This is a genomic window from Pseudidiomarina sediminum DSM 21906, from assembly GCF_000423165.1.
In the GTDB taxonomy this organism is placed as follows: domain Bacteria; phylum Pseudomonadota; class Gammaproteobacteria; order Enterobacterales; family Alteromonadaceae; genus Pseudidiomarina; species Pseudidiomarina sediminum.
The window spans coordinates 1264511-1287650 of record NZ_KE383983.1 but is presented as its reverse complement, the minus strand read 5'-3'; the positions used below and the strand labels follow the sequence as shown (position 1 = coordinate 1287650).

The window sequence follows — 23140 nt, the reverse complement described above, 5'->3', positions numbered from 1 at the left end:
GAATCGTATGAAACATTTTAATTTAGGGGTGCTGGGGGTTGCGATTGCTTCAGCCATGCTCAGCAACACTGCACAAGCAGATGCTTACTCTTTTCAAAAAGTTGAAACACCAGATAGCGTTTTACATTTGTATCCCGCAGCCTTGAACGATAACCGCCACAGCATCGCCTTAGGGCAGTTCCCGTTAGATTTGCAAATCGATCTCACACAACTCTCAGATGCTACGTTGTACGGGATTGGTATTGACCCAGAAGATGAAGACTTAGATCTCACCACATACGAGCTAAGCGACGGTCAGTACAAGACCTTAGTCAATAACTTGCGAGACGCCCGCGCCACGCAAACCAGTAACCCTCGTTTGAGCTACTACTATGCTGGCTTTTACAACGGCCAACAGGTCGACTTTGAGGCCTTTTTTGAAGACCCGAATGCGACCTTGCCACAACAAACTGGGTCAACGGATCATTTCTACTATGGCTTAAACAACAACGACGTTCGCGTCGGCTGGGGTACCGCGCCATATCGCTTTATCGAATACACCTACACCGTAGGTGAGGGCGAGGACGAGAAAGAACTTACCACAACCTTTAGTGAGCGTGACTTTACACGTCAAGCCATTTGGACTGACGGGGTAACCACCCGTACCTATGAAGCGCCAGAGCAGTCTTATTTAGGTGGTGAATCCGTGATGATGGATATCAACGACCATAACGTCGCGGTAGGTTATGTCAGTACTGGACTAAGCCCTCAAGCTGTTGAGTTTGCGGAGAGCTGTCAGACATCAGTGGACGAAGGCACAGCAACGCGCCCAGTAAATATTTGTATGTGGCAACGCTGGCACAACTTGTCCAACGCTGTGGCAACCAACTTGCAGGATTACTACAGTCGTTTGACCATTGGTACTAACCAATCCATTTACGACATGCGGGCTATCGTGTGGCAATTAGATGGCAGTGGTAACGTAATTTCTTCACAGCAGTACGAGCCACTGATGGAGCGTAGCCAAGTTGAAGATCAAGAAGACAGTGCTGATTTCTCAACCTACGCCTATGCGGTGAACAACAATGGCATCGCGGTAGGCCAAAGCTGGACCTACTACGAAGGCGAGCCAGCCCCAAGCCGCCGTATCAAAATGCCAGTGGTATTTATTGACGGTGAAACTCGTGCTATTACCGATAGCAATGAGTACTACTGGGGCTCTGCGACCGACATCAATGACAATAACCAAGTGGTTGGTTTCTTGATCAAACGTATTCAAGGGGTGCAGCGTTACGTTGGCTTCATGTACGACATCGATACCGATACCTTTAATGAATTACCTGGTTTCTTTGTCGGCTCAAGTACGATCCCAACGGCCATCAACAATGCCGGTGAAATTGTCGGTACCGCAGAAATTGAACCAACGCTATCGAATCAACGCCGTCGTGTTGGCTTCTTCTATGCCAGCGCTGAGACTGACGCCAACTTCATTAATCTAAATGACGCTGTCGGCTGTGAAGCTGGGGTATTCATTGCTACCGCTGACGGTATCAACAATAACAGTGAAATTGTTGCGACAAACGTGCAGCCGATTGAGCGCACTGACACCGATGGTACCGTCTACACCGAACAAGTAGGGCAAATGATCGTACTTGATCCTACCGGTGGTGAAATCTCGAACTGTTCTGAAGAAGAAACTCGCGTTGAACGCCAAGGTGCGTCGACCGGTATTGTCGGTATGCTCGGTATGTTCCTGATTGGTGGGCTTATTACACTTCGTCGCCGCTTTAAGGTTTAGTCGAAGAACTTGTTCTAAGTAAAGAACCTCTTAAAATCTAACGCTTTTTCAGTGAGTTAACGACGAAACTGGAAAAGCGTTTTTTTTATCTATTGAACTCCTCGTTAGAACTGTTATCTATTATTACAAGAGTGAAATATTTCGCTCTTACCAAGTTTAGGAACTGTATAACTGGACGAGGATGTGAATGATGAAAAGACAGAAACGCGATCGCCTAGAACGGGCACACGCACAAGGTTTTAAAGCAGGTGTATCAGGTCGTTCAAAAGAACTATGTCCGTATCAAAATCAGGAAATTCGTTCCCAGTGGTTAGGCGGTTGGCGCGACGCGCAAGAAGCGCGAAGTGTAGGATTATATCGTTAATCTGTCCAACACAACCAAGAAGATTAAAAAAGCCCGTGTCATGCACGGGCTTTTATTTTTCAATCGGATCTTTTGTCGAAACCTGGCATTTAGAAGGTTGACGTGTCCGTGAAGAGTCCAACTTTCAAATCTTTCGCGGTATAGATGGTGCGACCATCCACTTCAACACGACCGTCTGCCATGCCCATAAATAATTTGCGTTTAATGACGCGCTTCATATCAATATGGTAGGTGACTTTTTTCGCGGTTGGTAAAATCTGACCGGTGAATTTCACTTCACCCACACCTAGTGCACGACCACGGCCAGGGCCGCCAAGCCATGCTAAGAAGAAGCCAGTTAATTGCCACATCGCATCCAAACCGAGGCAACCAGGCATTACCGGATCGCCTTTAAAGTGACAGCCGAAAAACCATAAATCTGGATTGATATCGAGCTCTGCGTGAATGTAGCCTTTGCCGTATTCACCGCCTTCGTCGCTGATGGTGACAATACGATCCATCATTAACATATTAGGGGCAGGGAGCTGGCTATTACCAGGGCCAAACATTTCGCCTTCTGAACATGCCAAAAGGTCTTCGCGAGTAAAGCTTGATTGGGTCATAAATACCTTGTCCGTTAAGTGCGTGATCATGCAATACGCAGATCGCGTTTTTAAGCGCCGTTAGCTTAGCGAACACTTGTACGCTAAACAAGTCCGACAAGTCAGCTTTACCAGATGCGACGGTACCAAGGTAGTTCAGGTTCACAGTGTTGTAATTCAGCCAAACGCTTTTCAATTCGAGCGTACAGCTGTTGTTGATTCTCACCGGTTAATAATGCCAGAGCTTCAGCAACATCATCGATGGCATGTACATGGTACTTACCCTCAGCAACGGCTTGCATTACATCTTGCCCCAAATTCAGCTGGTTGGCGTTTGCAGCAGGAATAATGACACCTTGCTGGCCATTCAAACCACGTGCTTGGCACAAATGGAAGTGACCTTCAATTTTTTCATTAACCGCCCCAATCGCTTGTACCCGACCAAATTGGTCTACCGCACCAGTGATGGCCAACCCTTGTGCAGCGGGCGCTTCGGCAAGCGCTGACAGCAAGCAACAGAGTTCGGCAAGAGAAGCACTATCGCCATCCACTTCAAAGTAGGACTGCTCAAAGACAATGGTCGCTGAAAGACGCATTTCGTCATTGCGAGCAAACACATTGGCGATGTAGGCCGACAAAATCATCACCCCCTTGGTATGGATGCTACCACTGAGTTCAGATTTGCGATCAATATCGATAATATCGCCATCGCCGTAATGCACGGTCGCAGTAATACGCGTCGGTTCACCAAACTCGCTGCCGCCAATAGTGACCACCGTAAGACCATTCACTTGACCAATAACATCACCTTCAGTTGCAATATAAACTTGCCCCTCAAGTACCTGGCGGCGACTGAGTTCAGAGATGTAGCCGTCGCGCTGCTGACGTTGCTGCAAAACTTGTGCAACTGCGTCATGGTCGATTTCCTGCAATCCTTTTGCCTGCGCCGCAGCACCGGCTTCGCGCAACAACTGCATTAACGCAATGGTATCGAGGGATAATTCCGTCTGATAATCACTCAAGCGTGACGACTCTTTTAAAATCAGTGCAATCGCACTTGCTGCAACAGGCAGTGTTGCAGCCTCACGCTCAACATAAGCAAGATAATTAAAGTAGGGCGCTAATGGCTCATGACTGAGCGGGTAATGTGCCGAAAAGTCTGCCAAATAAGGGAAGAGATTATCGAAGTCACGATCAAGCTCACGCAATTGGCCATAAATACCACGATCACCGAGCAACAGTACTTTTAAATGAATGGGTACCGGCTCCGGTTGATAATACGCGGCGATATTGGCCGTTTCACCGGGTTGTGGCCAATGAAACAAACTGGTACGTAAGACATACTTCAATTTGCGCCATAAGCCCGGCTGACTCAACAATTCTTCCGCATCAATGGCCAACACACCACCGTTCGCTTTTAACAGTGCACCGGGTTGAATCAAGTGCAGTTCAGAGCTGATGGTACCAGCGACCGATTGTAAACGGATACTCCCAAACAAGCTGGCATCGGTGACCCGATCGCACAAGACAAAATCATTGGTTTGCTGGTCAGACTCGACAATCACTGTCGCCAGTTCAGTGCCAGGTAAATCATCGAAGGTCTTGTCTTGCACCTTAGCAAGGTAACGAGCAAAGCGCTCACTCGGGAAGTGCTCGCGCATTTCCTCGGCCCGTGCCGCGCGTTGCTCAGCAGGTGCTTCAAATAGCTCCATCAAGTCACGTAACGCATCACGAGCGCTACCGGCCGGGACATTGACACATAGCGGCTCACTGGCTGAGTCTGGATTGGCCAGATAAAGCCAGTCAAAGCGCTCAAAGTGAACCCATTGATGACGCTCTTGCAACGCTCGCAAAACATCGACCACACGTAAGCCCGGCGTGGTAACCATATAGCCATGGGCATAACGACCACCAATACGCATGGTTTGCTCAATCGCCGCGAGCGCACGTTGTTGACCCACCAAAGGGTCCGCGTGGGGTTGAGCAGGGCGCTGTTGCGCCCATGCTTCGATTGGTGGTTGTAGATGTTCAGCGGTAACGCGCATAGAGTTCCTTCTTATTTAATTTTGGGCAACAGCTTCAACAGTGTAGCCACTTTCTTTCAATAGGTTGATCATACCAGCTTTCCCGCCTAAGTGACCTGCACCAACTGCGATAAATTCACTGCCTGGCGCTTGCAATTGCTGGTCAAGCTTTTGTTGCCAATCATAGTTGCGATTGTCGAGCATCAAGGCTTTATACTCGCTGTAAGCTTCGTATTCAGAGAATAGGTTATACAGCCCCTCAACATCCGCAGCCAAATAGGCGTCAAGCATGCGCTTTAAGTCTTTTTTAGCTTGCTCAGGTTGCTCCAGTGACTCAATCAGCCAACTAACTTGCTCGTCATGAGGGATCTGCTCGAACACACCCATTTGGAAATCGACTGTCTCGAGACCATCCAGTTGCTTTTCTTGTGCCATGGCTTGCTGTACGAAATAACCTTCGTAGGAAACCTGTTGCGCACAACCCATTTGGCTCGACATCACCATAGTAGAGATGATGAAAGGGCGTAAATTATCGACCGCTTGTAAATTCGCACCAATATTACTGGTTAAGAAGTTATCCAACAACGTTTGCTGGTCGTCATCAAGATAGCTTGAGATCTTTTCGCCGCCAGGGCTGAGCACCTTAGATTGCATGCTTTGCATTACCGCAGGGTCATCCATGTCGAGCTCAAGCACAATACGATCCGCTTCGTTGAACGCTGCAGTGGTAGCGTCGTCAACTTTAAAGTCTGACTGACAGATAATATGAATGGTACCGAACAAGTACGAAGGTTCTTCCATACCGTTACCCGATACTTTGTAGAGCATTGAAGCATTTGCAGTGCCAAGACCAAGTGATACAGCGAGTGCTGCTGCAGAGAGTTGTTTCAACATTTTTAGCATTCCTTAAGTTTAAAAACACATTTTGCGAATGCGCTTAGCGTATCGCTGATGTTGCAAAAATGCTACCAAGTTCTAACGGCGATAGCGTTCATGACATGGACAAAATGCCACATCCAAACCAACGATAATCCCAACGTAACGTCGATCGTCGAGGGAAGAACAGCGATGCCGCGATCATCCTTATTTTCACCTATTTTATAATTGCGCATAATATATATTATGTTAAATATGATATGTATAAGTGGTAGTTGCCTAAGTGGGTGTTCACATAATTAGGCGCTTCTACGTGAAATTATGTGGGTAATCCCCCTGCGAATGAATGTTTTTTCACGTAGCGTACGATTTTCAACTAGGCGACACTTTGCCAAGCGTCATGCGCAAAAAGTTACAATTTAGATGGGTGCTTTACTTATGGGATGCCAACGTGACGTGAATTTTGAGTGAGATGTTTGGCCAGTGATCATCGACAACCTTGGGTGGCTGTCGATGAAGTTTACGCTGCTTAGGTTGGATTTCTTTTTACGTGGTTACCGCGATATAAATTGCCACGTCGTTTTCACTTAGATAATGTTCAACATCTGTCATGTAGCTACGTTGATGTGGACAGTCGACATTATTGAAGTAATCCCATACCTCGCCCCAAAGTCGGATCACAGCATCAGGCATTGTCCCACTAGCCGAGAATTTAAGGTAATGACCGGCTGGTATTTCAAATGACTCAAGCGCTGGCGTTACCTTTGGGTTCAGTGGACTTGCGCACGCGACAACATCAAAAGCGCCATTGTGATCTGAAGCATAGTTGGTATACAAGCCATAAACATTCGAACTTTCAGTTAGTTTGGTTGCCAGTTCAGTGGAAAATTGCTGCCAAAGCGTGCCAATTTTAGCGGTGCTAGGCTCAAATTCTGCAGCATTTGTGGTGCGAATGGATTGTCCTTGAACAGGAATCGTCGGCAGGGTCGTTAGAATCATTAGGTGCTCGCTGTGTAGTTAAAGCCCCTACTTTCAGCATCTTAGAGGAAGGAAACGCCAAGGGGCAAAAGGATTACCTGATGATAACCGATTTTCCCCTTGGCACATAAGCTTTTACTGTGCTTCGGCTTGCTCCATTTCACGCTCAAGACGCTGGGTTTCATCAGCGCGAGGTTTAGTGAAACGCGCCAAGGCTAGATAGATGACCGGCGTTAGGTATAAAGTGAAGACAACGGCAAACGCAAGACCGCCAAAGACAACCCAGCCAATGGCATTTCGGGCTTCTGCACCAGCGCCAACAGAAAGGATTAATGGCAAGGCGCCTAACAGTGTCGAAACCAAGGTCATCATGATTGGACGCAGACGGATAATTGCAGCGTGCTCAACCGCATCCCTTACAGACTGGCCCTTGTCGCGGAGTTGGTCTGCAAATTCAACAAGTAAGATTGAGTTTTTAGCAATCAAACCTATGAGCATTACCAACCCAATTTGCGAGAATATGTTGATTGAAGTCCCCGTAATGAACAAGGCGAAGAAGGCTGCAGCGATGCCAAAGGGTACTGTCGCCATCACCACTACTGCGCTGTTCACACTTTCAAATTGCGCCGCTAAAACGAGTAACACAATTAAGAACGCCAAAGCGTAGGTTAACATGACTTCGCGTTCGGTCTCTTCATATGCTTCAGCTTCACCAAGCAACACCATGCCGATCGACTCCGGAAGCGTGTCATTGGCGATGGTGCGTAGTTGCTCAACCGCTTGTTCAATCGGAATGCTGGTCGGCATTTGCATATCGATGGTAATCGCCCGACGTTGCGCACGACGGCCAAGATCTGCAGCAACCCCCTCTTCGCTAATGGTCGCTACACTTGATAGCGGTACCAAGCCACCATCATCAGTGCCAACATAGAGATTGGTTAAATCCATGGGTGAGGTGATAAGACTGCGATTGGCCTGCAACATAATAGGTACCGCTTGGTCACCAATGTTCAAATCCACCAAGTCGTCGCCATTAATCGCCACCCTTAACGTGGTCGAGATATCACTCAGTGACACCCCAAGATCGGACGCCCGGCGCCGATCAATGTTCACTCGCAGTTGTGGCTGCGTGGGCTGGTAACCGATGCGTGGATAGCCCACCTCTGGCATGGCTTCTTGCAACGCAGCACTGAATTTTTGCGCCGCATCATAGATATCGCGATACTCGTCACCGGTGAGCGCAACTTCCAAACCGCCACCTTGACCACGCAAGTTCAAACTATTCGAACCAAAGGCGCGCGCTGGTGCGCCAGGGATACGTGACAACGGCCCGCGTATTTCATCGATGATTTCTTGTTGCGAGCGATCACGCGCTTCCCAATCGGACAGTCGAACGGTAATAAAAACTAGGTTAGGGTCCCACTGACCGACACGGGTATTAATACTCTCGACCGCCCCGCCATTCACATAAGGTAGAAGAATTTCTTCCATTCGTTGGGCTTGACGATCCATAAAGTTGAGGCCAACACCGTCAGGTCCACGGGCAAAAATACGAATTAAGCCGCGATCTTCTGAAGGCATGAGCTCATTATCAACGTTGCTGTAGAAATACACCGCACTGCCGGCAACCGCTGTACAGGCGATGAAAACTACCAACGCGTGATTCAAGACCCAGTGCAACGAACGTTTGTAGCCATTGCTGAAACGCTGACCAATGCGCGATAAGGCATTTTCTTTTGGCGCTTTTAGCGGTAAGCGCGCTGTTAACGCCGGTACCAACGACAAAGCCACAAACGAAGAAATAATCACTGCCGCAGCAAGCACGCCACCAAACTCGCGGAACAAGCGCCCCGCCGTTGAAGGTAAGAAGGCAATAGGTACAAACACAGCGACAAGGACAGCGGTGGTCGCCACCACGGCAAAGAACACTTCACGGGTGCCGATCACTGCTGCGGCGCGCGCGCCATAGCCGAGACTACGGCGACGTTGAATATTCTCTGAGACAACAATGGCATCATCAACAATCAAGCCGGTCGCAAGCACCAACGCCAACAGGGTTAAAATATTGATAGAGAAGCCCATCAACCAAATCACTGCGATCGCACCGATCAAGGCGACGGGAATGGATGCTGCTGGAATGATTGTAGCTCGCCCTGACCCAATAAATAGCCAAAGCGTGGCGACAACCAAGGCAATGGTTAATGCTAACGAGGTAATGACTTCTTCGACGGAGCTACGAATGAACTCGGCGTCATCACTAGTAATACGAATGGTCAGCTCAGGATACTGCTTCTTAATCCGTTCCACCAATCGTAAAACTTCGTCAGAAATCTCTATGGTATTTGAACGGGCTTGACGGATAACGCCGAGACCAAGAACTTGCTGACCATCAAGGCGTGTAATACTGCCCGCGTCAGCCGGACCAAAGTAAACGGTCGCGACATCACCGACGCGCGTGGTACCTCGAATAATGATATCTTCGACATCTTTAGTGGTCACTGAGCTGGCATCAGCGCGAACAATCAATTGTTGATCGGTCGACTTTAAGCTACCCGCAGGTACATCAAAAGGGGCTTGCCTTAGCGCGGCAGCTACTTCCGACACGGTCAGTTGATAACTCGATAAACGCAGCGGTTCAATGACAACCCGCATCACCCGGCGACGATCGCCGGTAAGGCGCACATCGGCGACCCCCGGAATATTTAAAAAGTTTGGCGCCAAATCAGTTTCGACCCGTTCAGTTAATGCAGGCAAATCAAGGGTCTCACTTGAAATTGCCAGCGATACCACCGACTCGGCGTCATTATCGGCTTTAATCACCGCAACGTTTTCAACTTGTTCAGGTAAGCGCCGCTGCACCCGACTGACCGATTCTCGGGTTTCATTCGCAGCATTATCAAGATCAACACCCGGTAAAAACTCAATCACAATCCGCGAGCTACCTTCTTCACTCGATGCTCGAATCGACTTCACCCCACTGACCCGCGCTGCAGCACCTTCAAGCTGACTAGTCACTTCGGTATCTACGGTTTCAGGTGCTGCTCCTGGATAACTTGCGGTTACGGACACAATGGGACGATCAACATCGGGCAGTTCGCGGACTTCAACACCTTGAATGGCGGCAAAGCCAGCAATGATGATCAGTAAATTAAGAACGACAATCAGGATCGGTCGTCGGATCGAGAGTGAGGGTAAATCGTTGAGTTGCGGCGCCCACTTCATGGTTGTTCCGCTCCCTGCACTGTTGCTTCATTGAGGCGCTCAACCGTTTGTCCAAGGCGTAATGTTTGCACGCCTTCAATGATCAGTTCATCGCCAAGTTGTAAAGCACCGTCAACCAATAGACGGCCGGGTAGACGCTGCATAATACTGACATCAATGCGCTGTGCTTTATCCTCTTTCACCACCCAAACGTAAGCACCTTCAGGCCCCCACATCAACGCAGCTTCGGGAATGACCGGATAGCTATCTCCTGATTGTGTTAGCGCGACGCGAAAGCTCATGCCCGGCCGGTAGCGATCGTCTTGGTTGTCGATCAACGCGCGGATCCTTAAGGTTCTACCTTGGGGGTCAACGCGTGAGCCAACTTCAGCGACTTCAGCTTCAATACGTTGTTCCGAACGTAACCACGAGTAGGCATTTAAACGCGCGCCTTGTTGCAGCATTTCTGCCGCTTGTTCAGGGGCATTGAAATCAAGGTAAAGCTGTTCGCGTTGATCCAGAGTGGTAACTATGGTTTGTGGGGTAATACGGTCGCCTTCTTCGACATCAGTAATTCCTACCACGCCCGCAAATGGCGCGATGATTTGTCGATCATCGACTTCAGTTTGTGCCTCGGCGACCGTCACTTTCAACAAGTCTCGGGCAATCACAGCTTCATCCAGCTGACTTTGCGGGATCGCGCCTTGCGCCCTACTTTGTTCGAGACGCTTAACCGTGCGCTCGGCATCTTGTAATTGTAATTTGGCTCGCTGCAACGCCGTTTGTTGGCGGCGATCGTCCAGCTGTACCAGTAGCGCGCCGGCATCAACATGATCACCTGGACTAAAAAAGACCTCGGTCACTTTATCGCCCACGGCAGGATAAAGGTTTACTGATTTTAGTGCTTCAGCGTAGGCAACTGCTTCAACTTGCTGTTGTTTACGCTCAAACCCCAAGGGTTGTGTGACGACTAAGGTCGCTTGCTCGCGATTCCCCCACTGTTGTGCATGTACCGGCAGACTCAAACTGGTCGCGCCGATAGCAACACTAAGTGCCACCGCAGCGAACTTGACAGAAAACTTCATTCAATAAAATCCTTGTTGATGCACGACCAGCGAATACTGGACAGTGTCGTTGTAGGCGCATTCTTATCATTGCACTTTATTATGTAGTTATATTTCAGCAAATCTGATCACAAAAGACCGCACATCTTCGATGAACGGTCTTTTAGATACGCCAGTTTGAACGCGTGTTTAACGTGATTTAGCGGTATTTAACACTTCGGTGAGTCCGGCGACCGCACTACCGATGTCCGCCAGTTGTGCTGGCAAAATTAAGGTGTTCGTTTCTTTCGCCAATTTACCGAACTCGCCGACATACTGTTCAGCAACACGCAAGCTTACTGCATCTTTACCGCCTGGCTCTTGAATCGCCGCAGCAATCTTACGTAAGCCTTCTGAGGTGGCCTGAGCAATCAATTCGATTTCTTGCGCACGACCTTCAGCTTCGTTGATCTGCTTTTGCTTTTCCGCTTCAGACAAGTTGATGACTTCTTGTTTATGACCTTCTGAAACATTGATCATCGATTGGCGTTCACCTTCCGATTTCGCAATGGCAGCACGACGTTCACGTTCAGCGCGCATTTGTTGCTCAAGCGCGTCTTTGATGCTCATCGGCAATTCAATATCAGAGATCTCATAACGCAACACTTTAATGCCCCAAGGTGCTGCAGCTTCGTCCAGGGCTTGAACCACGACTTCGTTGATGCGCGCTCGCTCTTCAAAGGTTTTATCGAGATCCGTTTGACCGATCACTGAACGCATGGTGGTTTGTGCCAACTGTGATGCGGCATAGCGATAGTTATTGATACCGTAACTGGCCTTATGCGCATCAACCACTTGAATGTAAAGCACACCGTTAATGCCCACTTGAATGTTGTCTTTGGTCACACAAGCTTGACGCTCAACATCAATCACTTCTTCTTTTAAGGTATGTTGATACGCGACCTTATCGATAAATGGGATAAGAATATGAAAGCCAGATTCGAGGGTGCGGCTGTAGCGGCCGAGACGTTCCACGACAAAATTGGTTCGTTGCGGCACAATCCGCGCGGTTTTGAAAATAACAATAATGACCGCTAGCGCGAACCCTATCGCTAAGACGGTACCTACATCAAATGGCAACATGTGTGAATACTCCTGAATTTACGTTGTTATTATTGCTGCGGCCGTTGTTGTGCGACCGTCAGTTGAATCCCTTCATTGGCGATAACCCAAGCGGTATCTCCCGCTTTCAGGTCGTCTTCAGAGAAAGCGTCCCATTGCACACCATTGAGCACCACACGACCGGCGCCATGGTTAAAGTCTCGAATCACCTTAACGCGAGCGCCAATGTCGCGTTGAAAGTTCGGTTTTGACTCATCTTCATTTGCGGTATAGCCCATAAACCAGCGCTTAAAACGGCCTCTCGCTAGGATTAACAGAGCCAAGCTAACCACACCAAAAACCGCAAACTGAGTTGCACTTTGCTCAATTAAACCCCAGTGAAGTAACAGCCCAGTTACAATGGCGCCAATGCCCAGAAATACTGCGATAACGCTGGTAAGTAAGAGTTCTGATAACACCAAAGCTACGCCAACGATGATCCAGATCAATGCGACGGTCATGGCCTCTCCTTCGTTGAATAATGTATCTGCCACAGTTGTTAACACACTGTTAGCGACACTATAGCATGACTTCAACCACTAAGATCACAGCAAATTGTTTCAATTTGCTGCGCTGGTAAATAGATAAGAGACACTTTGCGGCACTGTCGCCAACTCATGCCGTAACGGCACCGTTAACCGCCACTCCATTTTCGGATCGGTACAAGCACCGAGATACAACGTCGCCTGCCATTCGGTCGGACTGAGCTGCTGCCACATCAACGGAATTGTCCCCATATACATCGACACCCCTTCGACTTGACTAAGTTCTGGCGTGACGTTTTCTGGCACCTCTAAACGCAGCGTCAAAGCTTGTTCGATGGGCACTGGCTGCTGGGGTAACCACAAAAAAATCTTTTGTTGATGTAGATCAATTTTTGTTAACGGTAGTGGTTGCGTTGATTCTGAGCTGCAAGCGATACTATGCAGCGTCAACAAGAGAAGGAGAAAACCCCTTTTCAACTTAGAAAAATTGATGGATATATGAGCAAATGTATTGTGTTGTTTCATGGCTTGGTTAATTTTTCTTCGAGTTGGCACGACGCTTTAGGTTTTAGTACTTTATCACCTGTATTTTTATGGCTATTCGTCATACACTACAGGGGTTTGTCAAAGTATCCGACAAGCGGTCATCATTGTCACGTTACTCTGCTTTTTAACAGAGCATCAACGCGGAAATAAAAAATGAGTCAAACAAATCCACAACAAATCGAATACAACCTCAAGGTCGTCCGACAGTTTACTGTCATGACCATTGTTTGGGGAATCATCGGTATGGCTCTCGGGGTATGGATTGCCGCTCAGCTAATTTGGCCTGAGCTCAATTTCGACACTCCTTGGCTTACCTATTCACGCTTACGTCCATTACACACCAACGCGGTAATTTTTGCGTTTGGTACCTCTGCGCTAATGGGAACGTCGTTCTATATCGTTCAGAAAACCTGCCGTACCAAGCTGTTTTCTGACAAGTTAGCGTCGTTTGTATTTTGGTCATGGCAAACCATCATCGTTCTTGCTGTTATTACCCTGCCTATGGGTTTGACCAGCTCAAAAGAATACGCCGAACTTGAGTGGCCAATCGACATTCTTATTGCTTTGTCGTGGATCGCTTACGTTATCGTGTTCTTTGGAACGCTTGTTAAACGTAACACCTCGCACATTTATGTTGCGAACTGGTTCTACGGTGCGTTTATCATTGTTATCGCGGTCTTGCACATCGTGAACAGCATGGCCATGCCAGTGTCGTTCACCAAGTCGTACAGTGTCTACGCAGGTGCTGTCGATGCGATGGTGCAATGGTGGTACGGTCATAACGCTGTAGGTTTCCTACTTACCGCTGGCTTCTTGGGCATGATGTACTACTTCGTACCTAAGCAAGCAGAGCGTCCGGTTTACTCATACCGCTTGTCAGTAGTGCACTTCTGGGCTCTGATCGGTCTTTATATCTGGGCTGGTCCTCACCACTTGCACTATACCGCTCTACCTGACTGGACTCAGTCATTAGGTATGGTGATGTCAGTGATTCTATTCGTTCCTTCTTGGGGCGGTATGATCAACGGTATCATGACCTTGTCAGGTGCGTGGCATAAACTCAAAACCGACCCTATCTTACGCTTCTTGATCGTGTCACTGTCGTTCTACGGCATGTCAACGTTCGAAGGCCCGATGATGTCGATCAAGTCAGTTAACGCCTTGTCGCACTACACTGACTGGACGATCGGCCACGTTCACTCTGGTGCGCTTGGTTGGGTTGCGATGATCACTATCGGTGCAATGTACTACTTGATTCCACGTCTTTGGGGTCAAACACAAATACACAGCGTGCGTTGGATCAATATCCACTTCTGGCTGCACACTATCGGTGTTGTTCTTTACATCGTGGCACTGTGGATCTCTGGTGTAATGCAAGGTCTTATGTGGCGTGCAGTGAACGCAGACGACGGTACCCTCACCTACAGCTTCGTAGAAAGCGTATCTGAGTCGTATCCTTTCTGGTTCATCCGTTTTGTCGGTGGCTTATTCATCGTTGCAGGTATGATCCTGATGGCAGTGAACGCGTACCGTACTATTAAAGCGGGTAAACCTACTACTGAAACCATCGATGTCGCGCCTCGTGAAGCGGCAGCGCAATCAGCTTAAGGAGTCTTAGTATGAAAAACATTAAGCACGATTGGGTTGAGAAACGCGTTGGTTGGTTGGCTATTTTCGCTACCCTCGCAATCTCGATTGGTGGTTTGGTAGAAATTACGCCATTGTTATTCCAGAAACAAACCAACGTTCCTGTGGAAGGACTAACGCCTTATACAGCATTGGAATTGGAAGGTCGTGACATCTATATCCGTGAAGGTTGTAACAACTGTCACAGTCAGATGATTCGTCCATTCCGTGCTGAAACCGAACGTTATGGTCACTACTCACTGGCCGGCGAGCACGTTTGGGAACGTCCATTCTTATGGGGTTCTAAGCGTACTGGTCCTGACCTTGCCCGTGTTGGCGGTCGTTACAGTGACGAGTGGCACTACGTTCACTTGATGGATCCACGTGTTGTTGTTCCTGAATCAAACATGCCTGCATTCCCATGGTTAGCGGAAAATACGCTTGATGGTGAATACACTGCGAAGAAGATGGAAGTCTTCCGTCAATTCGGTGTGCCTTACACTGATGAAGACATCGCGGGTGCGCAGGCTGCAGTTGTTGGTAAGACTGAAATGGAAGCATTGATTGCTTACCTACAGTCGCTAGGAACGGCGTTACAACAACAGGCAAACTAGTCATGGATTACATCACCTGGCGTAGTTTATACACAGTTTTAGTTTTCGTATTGTTCATTTGCATTGGTTTGTGGGCATACAGCAAAGGGCGTAAAAAGCGCTTTGATGAGGCCGCCAACTCTATCTTCGAAGAAGATGAGCAACGCAACAACAAGCAAGGCAATACTAAACAGGAGTCGAAGAACAATGAGTAGCTTCTGGAGTGCATGGATTATTGTCCTAACCCTTGCGTTCTTAGTCTTTATCATATGGCTATTACGCTGGAATATGACCAACTTTACCGGAATTAAAGAAGGCGAACTCATGGATCATGAGTACGACGGTATCGTTGAGATTAACAACCCATTACCACGCTGGTGGATGATTCTCTTCTGGGTCACCATTGTGTGGGGTTTCATTTACTTGGCATTATTCCCAGGTTTAGGAAACTTTAAAGGCTTACTTGGCTGGAGTAGTTCTAACCAAGAGGTCTTATCAATCGCAGAATCAAAAGCGGCGACTGAAGCGAATCGTGAAGCTGGACTTATCGTTCAGTATGACCGTGAAGTCAAAGCTGCTGACGATGAGTTCGGTCCATTGTTTGCTGCCCTTTCACAACGCCCTATCGAAGAGCTTGCGAAAGATCCAGAAGCAACGGAGATTGGCCAACGCTTGTTCTTGCAGAACTGTGCACAATGTCACGGTTCAAACGCAATGGGCGGTAAAGGCTTCCCGAACTTAACCGATAGCGACTGGCTCTATGGTGGTTCACCTGAGCATATCAAGAAAACCTTGCTTGACGGTCGTAACGGTGTGATGACACCTTTTGGTAACCAGTTTAACGATCAGCAGATCTCTGAGCTTGCGACTTACGTGTTAAGCTTGAGCGGTCGTAAAGTAGACCCTGAACTCGCTGCAGCAGGTCAAAAGAACTTTGCAGTATGTTCAGCGTGTCACGGAGCTGATGGTAAAGGTAATCAGCAATTGGGCGCACCTAACCTAACCGATAACATCTGGTTATATGGTGGTTCACAAGAAACGATTGAAGAGACCATTCGTAATGGCCGAAATGGCGTTATGCCAGCGTGGAAAGATATCCTCGGAGAGGATAAAATCCATGTCATTAGTGCCTACGTCTACGGGCTTTCAAACGACTAAAATGAAAACCCCGCTTAGGCGGGGTTTTTCTTAGCAAGCGTAAACCTGAGGAGTGTTGTAATGGAGAAGCCGTGGTATAAGCAGTTTTGGCCTTGGTTCTTAATGTGTATTCCGTTCTCGGTCATTATTGCGATGGTGATTACCTTAAGCATTGCCTCGCGCTATAGCGATAACGCTATGGTGGTTGACGACTATTATAAAAAAGGTCGTGGCATTAACGCTGAAGTCGAAAAAGTGAAAGAAGCCCAAGCGCGTGATATTAGCTTGAGTTTGCGTCACGATGCCAAGCAACTGGTGTTGCGTTTCACCTCTGGTCAGCCAAGCCAACTCACCGCCCTAAATGTGAGTTTTCATCACACCACCATCGCCGAGCGTGACTTTAATCTCGTGCTCACCGCTGATGGTAATCAGGAGTTTCGTGGTGAACTCCCAGCGGTCGTGAATGCACATGATGGCAAATGGACCATTACCATCACGCCATTTGATAAGAGCTGGCGTTTGAGCCAACAAGTGCAGCTACCAAGCAAAGAAGAAATTACCTTAAAACCGCTAACGTACGGCGTTTAATCGATGACAAATGTGCTACCGCAACCCCCTGCGGGACATTGCTTTCATTGCTTGCAACCCCTCCCCGATGATGGCGGCTATCAGGTAAAAGTGGCTGAGCAGCAACGTGACGTGTGCTGTTATGGCTGTCAAGCGGTTGCACAAACCATTGATCAACAAGGGTTGCTGCATTTCTATCAGTACCGAGATACCAGTAACCCATTACAAATTCCTCTGCTTCCAGAAGAACTTAAACAGTTGGAAGCTTATGACCAAGACGACTTACAAGCCCAATTTACCCAGCTTGAAGCCAACGGCCTGCGCACCACAACCTTATCGATCGAAGGTATGACCTGCGCGGCCTGTGCTTGGTTGATTGAACAGCAATTAATGCAATTGCAAGGTGTGCATCAAGCACGCGTGAATGCCACAACTGAGCGCGTCACAATCACCTGGCAACCAAAACAGGTGAAGCTGAGTCAGTTACTCAGCCAAATAGCCGGACTCGGCTACCGTGCCTTGCCGTTTCAAGCAGCGACACAAGAACAAGATTTCAAACGACGTCGGCGCTACTTCGTCCGTCGGATTGGCATTGCCGGGCTTGCGACCATGCAAGTAATGATGATCGCCGTGGCACTATATTTTGGGGTCGTCGATGAAGTCGACGGCAATATGCGGCAATTTTTCTGGTGGATCAGTCTCCTTTTTGCCACCCCGGTGCTACTGTACAGCGCCCAACCCTTTTATTTATCCGCGCTGCGCAGTATCCAAGCACGACAACTTAATATGGACGTGCCCGTGAGTCTCGCACTGCTCAGTGCCTATGGTGCAAGCGTCTACGCGACCGTGATCAATGAAGGCGAAGTCTATTTCGAATCGGTCAGTATGTTCACCTTCTTCTTGTTGGCTGGGCGTTATTTTGAATTACTCGCCAAGCAACGCGCCATTGCAACAGCCGCTAACCTCGTCAAGTTGTTGCCAGCCACGGCCGAGCGTGAAACTGCAGACGGCAGCTTGGAAAGTGTCGCCGTGAATCAACTTAGCGCCGGGGACATTGTGCGGGTGTTGCCTGGGCAAACCTTACCAGCAGATGGCGTTCTATTGAGCCAAGAAGCTGATGTGAATGAAAGTATGCTGACTGGCGAAAGTGTGCCTGTGGTGCATCGCCAAGGCGATACCGTGCTCGCTGGCACACTCAATCAAAGTCAGCCGCTACGACTACAAGTAGCAGCGACCCAACAAAGCACGGTGATGGCAAAAATCGCCGCGTTACAGGACCAAGCTCTCGCAAATAAACCTAAACTTGCCGAGCGCGCGGAACGTTTAGCCAATCAGTTCGTGAAACAGTTACTACTACTGGCCGCGGCAACCTTTCTGATTTGGTCCTTTATTGATCCCGCAGAAGCATTTTGGGTAACGCTGGCGGTGCTTGTGGCCACCTGCCCATGTGCCTTAGCGCTGGCAGCACCGACAGCGGTGACTGGTGTCATTCACCAGCTCAATCGCAATGGCATTATTTTACGTAATACCGATACCATTGAGGCGCTGCGTGATGTGAAAACTATCGTGGTTGATAAAACCGGCACCCTTACCAGCGGTCAGTTCGCGTTACACCAGCGCGAGTATCCGAGCCAACAACCGGTGCTTGCGGATGCCCTTGCCTATGCGCTTGAATTACATTCAGAGCATCCACTCGCGCTGCCGTTTAAAAGCCTTCAACCTGAACAGCACGTGCAACTCTCGCAGGTGGTGGTCGACCTCGGTGAAGGCATCCGTGGACAATGGCACGCCAATGATGGCACCCAGCAAGAAATTCGTATGGGCGCGCCGCGCTATCTTGCCCATTGGCACCCAGAGTTAAGCGCGCAAACCTCAGCCAATGTCATCTTAGCGACCGAGCATGAGGTACTTGCCTACTATCATGTCGTAGATCAATTGCGAGACGATGCCGCCTCAACGGTCAAGACGCTCCAGCAGCAGGGCTTTGAAGTGGTCATGCTCACCGGTGATAAACAGAGCAACGCCCGCAAGGTCGCAGAACAGCTTGGTATCACTAAGGTGGTTGCTGAATGCTTGCCGCAGGACAAGCTTGCTTATGTCAAACAACAGCAGCAACAGGGTCCAGTGTTGATGATCGGTGATGGTATCAACGATGGACCGGTGTTAGCGCAAGCCGATGTCTCAATGACCTTCGGTCAAGCTGCCGATCTCGCGCGCCAAGCCGCAGATGTGGTGGCGATGCGCAACGATCTTAGTGCGGTGTTAGCCTTACTTGACGCCACCAAGAAAAGTCGTCGCGTGTTACGACAAAACATTAGTTGGGCACTGCTGTATAATATTGGCATTATCCCAGTTGCGGTGATGGGCTGGGTCACACCTTATATTGCTGCGATTGGGATGTCGCTCAGTTCGTTATTAGTCTTAGCGAACTCGTTGCGCCTGAATCGTCAGCCAAAACGCTAACAAGCAGAGGTAAGTGTGGAAAGTTTATACCTGCTCATTCCTATCGCGATTGTATTTGTGATTATCGCCGTTGTAATTTTCTTTTGGGCGGTACGCAGCGACCAATTCGAAGATCTCGAGCGCCAAGGCATGAACATCCTCTTAGACGAGGACAAACCTAAGCGCGATAAAGACGACGATGGAGCTTGATTTATTCGCCGCCCTACTCATGGGACTGGCCGGTGCGGGCCATTGTCTCGTCATGTGTGGTGGTCTTGCCGGAGCAATGGGCGGTAATGGCCAGCAACGCGCACCATTGAGCGTGCTGTTCAGCTACAATCTGGGCCGACTTGCATCCTACAGTCTTGCTGGTGCTCTGGTCGGCGCCCTCAGTCAAGCCGCATTCGGGCAGTTTGCACCTGCCCTGCTTGCCCTGCGCTTTTTGGCCGCTTTCTTTTTAATTGCATTTGGCTGTTACCTCGGCCAATGGTGGCTCGGCTTACAACGCTTAGAAGCCTTAGGCCGACCGCTGTGGCAAAAACTGGCACCTACTGCTGCAACCTTGCGGCAACAACAATCACTCCCCGCCCGTTTCTTTGCTGGTGTCCTTTGGGGCTGGCTACCCTGTGGTTTAGTGTACAGCGCCTTAAGTTGGGCTGCGTTAAGCGCTACGCCAGCGAGCGGTGCGCTCTACATGCTCGCGTTTGGTCTTGGTACATTACCAGCCATGCTCGCCATTGGCTGGTTCAGTGGCGCTGTGCAAAGCATTCTACGTGGCCAAGGTTTTCGCCAAGCCATGGGCGCTCTGATGATCGTCTATGGGCTTTGGGTCGCCGTTATTGCGCTGCGTCAAGCTTTAGCGATGAGTTAGTTGGCTTCCCTGTCGAATTCTGACTAAACTAGGGATCAATCGTGATAGCCCGTTATGAGGTGTAAGATGTCTTGTGTAAACAATATTTTAGTCGTTCTCGACGCTGACAAACAACAGCAGAAAGCGCTCAACCGCGCCATGCATTTAGCACGCATCAGCCAAGCGTCCATCACCTTGTTGCTGTCCATTTACGATTTTTCTTATGAAATGACCACGATGCTTGCTGCGGAAGAGCGCGATGCGATGCGAGATAGTTTGATCAATGATCGCAAAGCTTGGATCCAAGACCTGTTAGAAGACTACAACACGCGCGATCTTGATATTTCGATGAAGGTAGTCTGGCACCATCGCCCTTATGAGGCCATTATTGAAACAGCGCTGGCTGGTGAACACGACATTATTGTCAAGGCCACTCACCCTCATGAAGGTCTCGCGCACATTTTATTTACGCCTACCGACTGGCATTTACTGCGTAAAGCGCCCTGCTTAGTGTTATTGGTTAAAGAACACCAATGGCCTGAGCACGGTAAAGTCCTTGCTGCAATCCATACCACCGGAGAGCATGAGCATCACGACAGCCTCAATGCCCGTATTACTGAAGCGGCCCAGCGCTTCGCCAATTGCCTGCACAGCGAAGTGCACTTGGTCAACGCCTACCCCGGCGCACCGGTGACGATTGCTGCAGAAATCCCTGAATTTGATACCGCCAATTATCGTGAAGTGATTGCCGATAATCACAAGGTCGCTCTTGCCGAGCATGCGGAACGTTTTGCAATACCGGCAGCGCAGCAACATGTGCGCGAAGGCTTACCAGAGCAAATCATTCCACAACTTGCTGAAGAACTTGATGCTGAGTTGGTCGTGTTAGGCACGATTGGTCGCACCGGCTTTAGCGCCGCGCTCCTTGGCAACACAGCAGAGCATGTGATTGAGCAAATCAATTGTGATTTGCTGGCGGTAAAACCTGCGAGCTTTGAGAGTCCGGTTAAGTTATAATTCGCCTTTTCAGTACAGCAACCATTTAAACTGTTTAGGTGTAATGACGGTAATGAGTGATACGGCAAGTCTCGAGCAAACAAAGAAGCAACGCTATAACTTGAATAAGTTAGAAAAACGCATCCGCCGCTATGTCGGTCGCGCCATCGAAGATTTCAACATGATCGAGGATGGCGACAAGATTATGGTGTGCTTGTCTGGTGGTAAAGACAGTTACACCTTGTTGTCGATGTTACGGCAGTTGCAGCGGATTGCGCCAATTCGGTTCGAGCTCGTTGCCGTCAACTTAGATCAAAAACAGCCTGGCTTCCCTGAACATGTATTGCCGGAATACCTCAGTGCAGAAGGGGTCGACTTCAAAATAGTTGAAGAAGATACCTATAGCATTGTGAAAGAAAAGATCCCGGCAGGCAAAACCACTTGCTCGCTCTGTTCGCGCCTACGTCGTGGTATCTTGTACCGCGTTGCCAAAGAACTTGGCGCAACCAAAATCGCGCTCGGTCATCACCGTGACGATATGCTCGAAACCTTGATGCTGAATATGTTTTATGGCGGCAAAATGAAGTCAATGCCGGCTAAACTGGTCAGTGATAACGGTGAACACGTGGTTATTCGTCCGCTCGCGTATGTCCGTGAAAAAGACATTGTGACGTATGCGGCACAGCAGAACTACCCCATTATTCCGTGCAACCTCTGTGGTTCCCAAGAAAACCTGCAACGTCAGGCGATTAAAGAAATGTTGCGGCAATGGGATCGCCAGTTCCCTGGTCGTATTGAAAGTATGTTCACGGCCATGCAGAACGTCGTGCCTTCGCACCTCGCTGATCCTGAACTCTATGCGTTTAAAACAATTAAAGCAGATGGACAGGAAAATGCTGAAGGTGACACTGCCTTTGATCACAGTGTCCCAACAGATTTTTTAAACTACCAAGATCCGGACGAAACCACCGGCGCAGAAAGCGCCAATGGCGTTATTCAGGTGCGGAATTTGAGCTAGCCGGAAAGTCCGGTTCAGCGACGGGGCCCTCGTGCAAGCGAGGGTCTTCACGCAAGGCATCGAGAATCAACGGGCGATTAACCCGAATCATTGCATTCAACTCTTCAATATAAGCTTCACCACGCTCTGAGTAAGCGGCCAGCCCTGGCGTTAAATCTAGTGCACGAATATCGCGCCCTTTTTGCCGTTGTTGCTCACGTAGTTGACGCAGTTCCACATACGCAGGATGGGTATTCAAGTTGCGTAAATAGCTACGAATGGACGCGTTCACCGATGGAAAGCGTTGCACTTCATGAGTGGCTTGTTCACCTCGTGATTCTGGCACTAGGCCACAACCATCGGTAAAACACCATTGGCCAAACAAGTTCAGTGCTTGTAGCGCAAAACGTGAGGTTCCCCAGCCAGATTCATTCGCAGCCTGCACTAATACTAAGGTTTCTGGTACCACATCAACGCGACGCAACAATAGCTCAAATGCAGTTTCTGCGTTGTTCCGGTAATCGAATTCAACGCGATACTCCTTGGCAATGTTAGCCAACCACTGCACCTGTTGCGGCGTCAGCGAGGTCGGATTAAAGCGCCACTTAGTGTACAAGGTCTGCACCCCCTGACGCTGCTCTTCAATGTAGGCATTCTCGGCGGCAACGAGCGGTGCGAGAAAGCTAAAAAATGCCTGTTTTTTATCCGCCGTCCCGCCGTAAACAGAGAAATCTGGCAGTTGGCGAATTTCCAACTGCGGCGCACGCTTTTCCACCAACGCCACGTCTTGGTATAACCGATGTGGGTTCGCCAAATTAAAATACTGCGGCGCAATAGCGGCCGCAGCGATCGTTAACAATGCAAACATAAAGAATAACGCTCGTAACATGAAGTCC

22 protein-coding genes are annotated in these 23140 nt (G+C 49.0%); 12 read left to right on the top strand and 10 right to left on the bottom strand.

All coding sequences use genetic code 11. The annotated features are described in order from the left end of the window. Positions 1-7 precede the first annotated feature (7 nt). Positions 8-1777 (top strand): DUF3466 family protein, encoded by a 1770-nt coding sequence (locus tag G535_RS0111500; RefSeq protein WP_026862195.1) that lies wholly within the window; start codon positions 8-10, stop codon positions 1775-1777. 190 nt (positions 1778-1967) lie between these two features. Further along, entirely contained in the window at positions 1968-2141 is a 174-nt protein-coding gene (rmf, locus tag G535_RS0111495; RefSeq protein ID WP_026862194.1) for a ribosome modulation factor, read from the top strand. Positions 2142-2230: 89 nt separating this feature from the next. Here the strand turns inward: rmf and fabA are convergent, their stop codons facing one another. From fabA to G535_RS13560, 9 genes are all read right to left on the bottom strand, one after another. Then, positions 2231-2743 carry a 3-hydroxyacyl-[acyl-carrier-protein] dehydratase FabA gene (gene fabA / locus G535_RS0111490; protein ID WP_026862193.1) on the bottom strand — a complete coding sequence of 171 codons (513 nt, stop codon included), beginning with the start codon at positions 2741-2743 and terminating at the stop codon, positions 2231-2233. 107 nt (positions 2744-2850) lie between these two features. Continuing rightward, the gene (locus G535_RS13575) at positions 2851-4767 is read right to left on the bottom strand and encodes an AAA family ATPase (protein WP_051207186.1); all 1917 of its coding nucleotides are present in this window, start codon (positions 4765-4767) and stop codon (positions 2851-2853) included. A gap of 15 nt (positions 4768-4782) precedes the next feature. Continuing rightward, complete coding sequence (locus tag G535_RS13570) at positions 4783-5640, bottom strand: TraB/GumN family protein (RefSeq protein WP_051207184.1); 858 nt, start codon at positions 5638-5640, stop codon at positions 4783-4785. A gap of 528 nt (positions 5641-6168) precedes the next feature. Further along, positions 6169-6621 (bottom strand): GyrI-like domain-containing protein, encoded by a 453-nt coding sequence (locus G535_RS0111475; RefSeq protein WP_026862192.1) that lies wholly within the window; start codon positions 6619-6621, stop codon positions 6169-6171. 114 nt (positions 6622-6735) lie between these two features. Then, a complete protein-coding gene (locus G535_RS0111470) occupies positions 6736-9822 on the bottom strand; it encodes an efflux RND transporter permease subunit (RefSeq protein ID WP_026862191.1) in 3087 nt (1028 codons plus the stop codon). Continuing rightward, positions 9819-10886 (bottom strand): efflux RND transporter periplasmic adaptor subunit, encoded by a 1068-nt coding sequence (locus tag G535_RS13565; protein WP_034728100.1) that lies wholly within the window; start codon positions 10884-10886, stop codon positions 9819-9821. The genes G535_RS0111470 and G535_RS13565 overlap by 4 nt, the downstream gene beginning before the upstream one ends. A gap of 168 nt (positions 10887-11054) precedes the next feature. Continuing rightward, entirely contained in the window at positions 11055-11987 is a 933-nt protein-coding gene (locus tag G535_RS0111460) for an SPFH domain-containing protein (RefSeq protein ID WP_026862190.1), read from the bottom strand. A 29-nt stretch (positions 11988-12016) separates the two neighbouring features. Beyond that, positions 12017-12466, bottom strand: coding sequence for an NfeD family protein (locus G535_RS0111455; RefSeq protein WP_026862189.1), 450 nt, complete (start codon positions 12464-12466; stop codon positions 12017-12019). 99 nt (positions 12467-12565) lie between these two features. Then, complete coding sequence (locus tag G535_RS13560; protein ID WP_126775134.1) at positions 12566-12853, bottom strand: hypothetical protein; 288 nt, start codon at positions 12851-12853, stop codon at positions 12566-12568. Positions 12854-13189: 336 nt separating this feature from the next. Here G535_RS13560 and ccoN point away from each other — a divergent pair, with 336 nt between their 5' ends. The 10 genes from ccoN to ttcA all read left to right on the top strand — a co-directional run bounded on the left by ccoN (position 13190) and on the right by ttcA (position 22265). Beyond that, positions 13190-14644: a cytochrome-c oxidase, cbb3-type subunit I gene (ccoN, locus tag G535_RS0111445; protein WP_026862188.1), complete on the top strand. Its 1455-nt coding sequence runs from the start codon at positions 13190-13192 to the stop codon at positions 14642-14644. 11 nt (positions 14645-14655) lie between these two features. Continuing rightward, positions 14656-15276: a cytochrome-c oxidase, cbb3-type subunit II gene (gene ccoO / locus G535_RS0111440; protein WP_026862187.1), complete on the top strand. Its 621-nt coding sequence runs from the start codon at positions 14656-14658 to the stop codon at positions 15274-15276. Between the two features lie 2 nt (positions 15277-15278). Beyond that, complete coding sequence (locus G535_RS0111435; protein WP_026862186.1) at positions 15279-15470, top strand: CcoQ/FixQ family Cbb3-type cytochrome c oxidase assembly chaperone; 192 nt, start codon at positions 15279-15281, stop codon at positions 15468-15470. Then, complete coding sequence (gene ccoP / locus G535_RS0111430; RefSeq protein ID WP_026862185.1) at positions 15463-16413, top strand: cytochrome-c oxidase, cbb3-type subunit III; 951 nt, start codon at positions 15463-15465, stop codon at positions 16411-16413. The genes G535_RS0111435 and ccoP overlap by 8 nt, the downstream gene beginning before the upstream one ends. Positions 16414-16473: 60 nt before the next feature. After that, positions 16474-16980 carry a FixH family protein gene (locus G535_RS0111425; RefSeq protein WP_026862184.1) on the top strand — a complete coding sequence of 169 codons (507 nt, stop codon included), beginning with the start codon at positions 16474-16476 and terminating at the stop codon, positions 16978-16980. A gap of 3 nt (positions 16981-16983) precedes the next feature. Further along, positions 16984-19422, top strand: a complete 2439-nt coding sequence (locus G535_RS0111420; RefSeq protein ID WP_051207180.1) for a heavy metal translocating P-type ATPase — start codon at positions 16984-16986, stop codon at positions 19420-19422. A 15-nt stretch (positions 19423-19437) separates the two neighbouring features. Next, on the top strand, positions 19438-19611 hold the full coding sequence (gene ccoS, locus G535_RS0111415) for a cbb3-type cytochrome oxidase assembly protein CcoS (RefSeq protein WP_026862182.1): 174 nt from the start codon (positions 19438-19440) through the stop codon (positions 19609-19611). Then, positions 19601-20272 carry a sulfite exporter TauE/SafE family protein gene (locus G535_RS0111410; protein WP_026862181.1) on the top strand — a complete coding sequence of 224 codons (672 nt, stop codon included), beginning with the start codon at positions 19601-19603 and terminating at the stop codon, positions 20270-20272. Before ccoS ends, G535_RS0111410 begins: the two co-directional genes overlap by 11 nt. A 66-nt stretch (positions 20273-20338) precedes the next feature. Continuing rightward, positions 20339-21268 carry a universal stress protein UspE gene (gene uspE, locus G535_RS0111405; protein ID WP_026862180.1) on the top strand — a complete coding sequence of 310 codons (930 nt, stop codon included), beginning with the start codon at positions 20339-20341 and terminating at the stop codon, positions 21266-21268. 52 nt (positions 21269-21320) lie between these two features. Continuing rightward, a complete protein-coding gene (gene ttcA, locus G535_RS0111400; RefSeq protein ID WP_026862179.1) occupies positions 21321-22265 on the top strand; it encodes a tRNA 2-thiocytidine(32) synthetase TtcA in 945 nt (314 codons plus the stop codon). Here the strand turns inward: ttcA and G535_RS13555 are convergent. After that, a complete protein-coding gene (locus tag G535_RS13555) occupies positions 22240-23133 on the bottom strand; it encodes a glucosaminidase domain-containing protein (protein WP_051207178.1) in 894 nt (297 codons plus the stop codon). The genes ttcA and G535_RS13555 overlap by 26 nt on opposite strands. Between the last annotated feature and the right edge of the window lie 7 nt (positions 23134-23140).

Excerpts from the sequence above, each read along its gene's own strand:
- G535_RS0111500 (WP_026862195.1), top strand. The coding sequence starts at position 8 with ATGAAACATTTTAATTTAGGGGTGCTGGGGGTTGCGATTGCTTCAGCC.
- rmf (WP_026862194.1), top strand. The coding sequence starts at position 1,968 with ATGAAAAGACAGAAACGCGATCGCCTAGAACGGGCACACGCACAAGGT.
- fabA (WP_026862193.1), bottom strand. The coding sequence starts at position 2,743 with ATGACCCAATCAAGCTTTACTCGCGAAGACCTTTTGGCATGTTCAGAA.
- G535_RS13575 (WP_051207186.1), bottom strand. The coding sequence starts at position 4,767 with ATGCGCGTTACCGCTGAACATCTACAACCACCAATCGAAGCATGGGCG.
- G535_RS13570 (WP_051207184.1), bottom strand. The coding sequence starts at position 5,640 with ATGTTGAAACAACTCTCTGCAGCAGCACTCGCTGTATCACTTGGTCTT.
- G535_RS0111475 (WP_026862192.1), bottom strand. The coding sequence starts at position 6,621 with ATGATTCTAACGACCCTGCCGACGATTCCTGTTCAAGGACAATCCATT.
- G535_RS0111470 (WP_026862191.1), bottom strand. The coding sequence starts at position 9,822 with ATGAAGTGGGCGCCGCAACTCAACGATTTACCCTCACTCTCGATCCGA.
- G535_RS13565 (WP_034728100.1), bottom strand. The coding sequence starts at position 10,886 with ATGAAGTTTTCTGTCAAGTTCGCTGCGGTGGCACTTAGTGTTGCTATC.
- G535_RS0111460 (WP_026862190.1), bottom strand. The coding sequence starts at position 11,987 with ATGTTGCCATTTGATGTAGGTACCGTCTTAGCGATAGGGTTCGCGCTA.
- G535_RS0111455 (WP_026862189.1), bottom strand. The coding sequence starts at position 12,466 with ATGACCGTCGCATTGATCTGGATCATCGTTGGCGTAGCTTTGGTGTTA.
- ccoN (WP_026862188.1), top strand. The coding sequence starts at position 13,190 with ATGAGTCAAACAAATCCACAACAAATCGAATACAACCTCAAGGTCGTC.
- ccoO (WP_026862187.1), top strand. The coding sequence starts at position 14,656 with ATGAAAAACATTAAGCACGATTGGGTTGAGAAACGCGTTGGTTGGTTG.
- G535_RS0111435 (WP_026862186.1), top strand. The coding sequence starts at position 15,279 with ATGGATTACATCACCTGGCGTAGTTTATACACAGTTTTAGTTTTCGTA.
- ccoP (WP_026862185.1), top strand. The coding sequence starts at position 15,463 with ATGAGTAGCTTCTGGAGTGCATGGATTATTGTCCTAACCCTTGCGTTC.
- G535_RS0111425 (WP_026862184.1), top strand. The coding sequence starts at position 16,474 with ATGGAGAAGCCGTGGTATAAGCAGTTTTGGCCTTGGTTCTTAATGTGT.
- G535_RS0111420 (WP_051207180.1), top strand. The coding sequence starts at position 16,984 with ATGACAAATGTGCTACCGCAACCCCCTGCGGGACATTGCTTTCATTGC.
- G535_RS0111410 (WP_026862181.1), top strand. The coding sequence starts at position 19,601 with ATGGAGCTTGATTTATTCGCCGCCCTACTCATGGGACTGGCCGGTGCG.
- uspE (WP_026862180.1), top strand. The coding sequence starts at position 20,339 with ATGTCTTGTGTAAACAATATTTTAGTCGTTCTCGACGCTGACAAACAA.
- ttcA (WP_026862179.1), top strand. The coding sequence starts at position 21,321 with ATGAGTGATACGGCAAGTCTCGAGCAAACAAAGAAGCAACGCTATAAC.
- G535_RS13555 (WP_051207178.1), bottom strand. The coding sequence starts at position 23,133 with ATGTTACGAGCGTTATTCTTTATGTTTGCATTGTTAACGATCGCTGCG.